4 protein-coding genes are annotated in these 3807 nt (G+C 71.5%); 1 reads left to right on the top strand and 3 read right to left on the bottom strand.

Annotated elements, in window-relative coordinates:
* Positions 1-328: HNH endonuclease signature motif containing protein (locus VIG76_RS07125; RefSeq protein WP_331952557.1), on the top strand; the 328-nt coding region annotated here is incomplete at its 5' end.
* A gap of 39 nt (positions 329-367) precedes the next feature.
* On the opposite strand, the gene VIG76_RS07120 is transcribed toward VIG76_RS07125, so the two are convergent.
* The 3 genes from VIG76_RS07120 to VIG76_RS07110 are packed head-to-tail and all read right to left on the bottom strand — an operon-like array spanning position 368 to position 3632.
* Positions 368-1504, bottom strand: coding sequence for a geranylgeranyl reductase family protein (locus VIG76_RS07120; protein WP_331952555.1), 1137 nt, complete (start codon positions 1502-1504; stop codon positions 368-370).
* On the bottom strand, positions 1501-2223 hold the full coding sequence (locus tag VIG76_RS07115) for a YqjF family protein (protein ID WP_331952553.1): 723 nt from the start codon (positions 2221-2223) through the stop codon (positions 1501-1503). The genes VIG76_RS07120 and VIG76_RS07115 overlap by 4 nt, the downstream gene beginning before the upstream one ends.
* 11 nt (positions 2224-2234) lie before the next feature.
* Complete coding sequence (locus tag VIG76_RS07110) at positions 2235-3632, bottom strand: glycine--tRNA ligase (protein ID WP_331952551.1); 1398 nt, start codon at positions 3630-3632, stop codon at positions 2235-2237.
* Positions 3633-3807: the final 175 nt, after the last annotated feature.

Here is a 3807-nt window from a genome sequence, read left to right as displayed (position 1 = left end):
GAAGCGCCGCTTCTCCAGGGCCCAACGGCGAGCGCTCGCCGCGCGGGATGGCGGGTGCGCGTTCCCCGGCTGCCGGGCCCCGGTCGCGTGGACAGAGGCGCATCACATCGCCTGGTGGAAACGCGACGGACGCTCGGATATCGAGAACGGGATCCTGCTGTGCTCGTTCCACCACCACCTCATCCACTCGAGCGACGAGTGGGAGATCCGGATCCACGAACACGTCCCACACCTCGTCCCGAAACGATGGCGCGGGTCGCCGCTGAAACGACATCGGATGCAGCAGCACCGCATCCGCGCGACTCGAAGTACCGCACCACCCGGTTGATCGGCGAACGATCCACGCGCCGCGCGGTCTTCCGCTCCGCTACTCCCTACCGCCGAGCACCCGCGCAGCGATCCCCACGCTGCGGTGCGACAGCACCCGAGGCAGGTCGAGGGAGCCGCGGCAGATGCGGACGAACCCGGTAGCCCCCAGCCCGACTCGCGACAGCGCCAGATGGATCAGCACCGGCCAACGCTCGAACACGCGCAGCATCGTCGCGCCCGCACGCTGCTCGGGCTCGAGCTCCCGGGCGATCGCGTCCTCGTACGACGACAGCGCGGCGATCCCGCTGGCGAGCCCGCGAAGCACCGCCTCGCCGGCAAGCGCGCCAGATCGGAGCGCGTACGAGATCCCCTCGCGGCTCCACGGCTCGAGCAGACCGGCCGCGTCCCCGACGACCAGCACCCGATCGCGGCGCACCGGCGACCCCGGCTCCCGCCAACGGGTGAGATGCCCAGAGCTGCGGAGCACGGATCGGTCCTCCAGGCCGAGCCCGGCGATGAAGCGGTCCAGGTAGGCGCGGGTCTGCTCGCCACGGCCCTTCCGCTCGATCACGCCGACGGTGAGGTGGCCGTCCTTCGGGAAGACCCAGCCGTAGGTACCGGCGTCCCGGCCCCAGTCGAGGTGGATGCGTCGGGCCCACTCATCGCCGCGGTCCTCGAGCTCGACCTCCAGCCCGAGATCCGCCCGCGCGATCCGCACCCCGACATGGCGTGCGGTGATACCGGAGGCGCCGTCCGCGCCGACGACGACGGAGGCGCGCAGCTCCCCCGCGTCCGTGCGGACGACGGCCGCATCCGCGTGCTGCTCGAGCGCACGGACACGAAGGTGGTCCCGGAACTCGGCGCCGGCCGCGACCGCCGCGTCCACGAGCGCCTGGTCGAACCGCTCGCGGTCGACCATGGCGAGGAACGGCTGGGACGACCGCACCCCTCGCGCAGGGCCGCCGCGGAACGCGAAGGTCACGTGATCCACCCGCCGCTCGACCACGGCGAGCGCCTCCGGCGGCAGCATCCGGAGGGAGGTGCCGAGGAGGCCGCCACCGCAGGTCTTGTAGCGCGGGAACCGGGCCGCATCGACGAGGAGCACCCGAGCGCCACCCGCCGCGGCGAGCCGAGCGGCCGTCGCACCCGCAGGGCCCGCTCCGATGACGAGCAGGTCCCAGACCGGATCGCTCACGGCGCGCTGAAGCCGGTGGTGACGCCCGGCGAGAAGAGCACGGAGTCCGGGGCGCGATCCGCGAGGCCCGGGAACCCAGCGTCGGCGACGAGCTCGTCCTGCAGCTCCAGCAGCTCCGCCGCGACAAGGGGCCACGGCTCGTGCGTGTTGCGCCAATACGTCGTCCGGCCGCCACGAGCGACGTGCATCGCCCAGCGAGCGGTGAGGAAGTCGGCGAGCGGATCGTCGGTCACGGCATCGCTGCCGATGCGCGCCCGGATGCGGGTTCGCGGCCGCGTCGGTCCCGTGAGCCGCTCCGACGCGTAGGCGAGCTCGTCCCCCATCCGGCGGGACCGCATCCACGCCCATCGGTACGGGAGGCCGAGGGCGACCTGCGCCGTGAGCACCGGCAGCAGGTGCTGCGCCTCGAGCGTGCGGAACACCACCCCCCGCCGCCCCTCGGCGTCGACCGCGTACAGTCGCACGTTCGTCTCGAGGAAGGTGCCGAGCCAGGGCACGGGAGGCGCGGCGAAGAACTGCGACGCCTCGAGCCGGAACGGGATGAGGCCCACCCACGTGCCTCCGTCGAACTCGTCCGGGACCGTCCCCGGCGGCAGCAGCGGCGCGACGAGGGCCGGGTCGACGCGCCAGTGCAGGAAGATCGCGTTCCGCCACCGCTGGCGGATGACCGCCGGCCCCGGCAGCGGCGGCGCCGCCGCGCTGATCGGCTCCGGCGTCATCGCGTTCCGGCTCAGGCGCCGACGAGCGACGCCTGCAGGTAGCCCATCAGCCGGTCGAGACCGACCCGCTCCTGCTGCATGGAGTCGCGCTGCCGCACCGTGACCGCCCGGTCCTCGAGCGAGTCGAAGTCGATCGTGATGCAGAAGGGTGTGCCGATCTCATCCTGGCGGCGGTAGCGACGTCCGATGGCGCCCGCGTCGTCGAACTCGACGTTCCAGTTCTGCCGCAGATCGGACGCGACCTCCTTGGCGAGCGGCGAGAGCTGCTCGTTGCGGCTGAGCGGCAGCACCGCGGCCTTCACTGGCGCGAGGCGCGGGTCGAGCCGCAGCACGGTGCGCTTGTCGACGCCGCCCTTCGTGTTCGGCGCCTCGTCCTCCGTGAACGCGTCGACGAGGAACGCCATCAGCGACCTCGTCACGCCCGCCGCCGGCTCGATGACGTACGGGGTCCAGCGCTCACCCTTGGCCTGATCGAAGAAGCTGAGGTCGGTGCCCGACGCCTTCGAGTGGGTCGTGAGGTCGAAGTCGGTGCGGTTCGCGATGCCCTCGAGCTCGCCCCACTCGCTGCCGATGAAGCCGAACCGGTACTCGATGTCGACGGTGCGCTTCGAGTAGTGGGAGAGCTTCTCCTTCGGGTGCTCGAACAGCCGCAGGTTGTCCGGCCGGATGCCGAGGTCGGTGTACCAGCGGTGCCGCTCGCCGATCCAGTAGTCGTGCCACTGCTCGTCGGTGCCGGGCTCGACGAAGTACTCCATCTCCATCTGCTCGAACTCGCGGGTGCGGAAGATGAAGTTGCCGGGCGTGATCTCGTTGCGGAAGCTCTTGCCGATCTGGGCGATGCCGAAGGGCGGCTTGCGGCGTGAGCTGGTCACGACGTTGGCGAAGTTGAGGAAGATGCCCTGCGCGGTCTCGGGGCGCAGGTAGTGCACCGCCGAGTCGTCCTCGACCACGCCGAGGAAGGTCTTGAGCAGGCCGGAGAACTGGCGCGGCTCGGTCCAGGCGCCGCGCGTGCCGCAGTTGGGGCAGGCCACCAGGGTCATGTCGACGTCGTCGGGGTCGGCGATCCCCTTCTTCTCGGCGTACCCCTCCTGCAGGTGGTCGGCGCGGTAGCGCTTGTGGCAGGACTGACACTCGGTGAGCGGGTCGCTGAAGGTCGCGACGTGGCCGGAGGCCTCCCAGGTCTGGCGCGGCAGGATCACGCTGGAGTCGAGACCGACGACGTCGTCGCGCAGCTGCACGGTCGAGCGCCACCACTGCCGCTTGATGTTCTCCTTGAGCTCGACGCCCAGCGGGCCGTAGTCCCAGGCAGAACGGGTGCCGCCGTAGATCTCGCCGGAGGGGAAGACGAACCCGCGCCGCTTGGCGAGGGAGACGACGTGGTCGATGGTCGAGGGGGGCGGATTCGCCACGAGAGCTCCTCTGATCTGCCCGGTGCCCGGGGCCGGCCCGTCCGCTGGCTGCGGTGGGCAAGGCGTCACCCTACAGCTCCCGGGGGACCGCCTCGTTGAGCACTCCGTCGAGAGACTCGTAGGCCGACGGCTCGTCCACGGCCCGGCCGAGCAGGGGTACGGCGCCCACCTTCAC

It is taken from the genome of Amnibacterium sp. (assembly GCF_036559085.1).
In the GTDB taxonomy this organism is placed as follows: domain Bacteria; phylum Actinomycetota; class Actinomycetes; order Actinomycetales; family Microbacteriaceae; genus Amnibacterium.
The sequence above is the reverse complement of the archived record's forward strand: the minus strand, read 5'-3'. Positions and strand labels throughout refer to the sequence as shown.

Coding starts and splice junctions, on each gene's coding strand:
- VIG76_RS07115 (WP_331952553.1), bottom strand. CDS start 2,223: ATGACGCCGGAGCCGATCAGCGCGGCGGCGCCGCCGCTGCCGGGGCCG.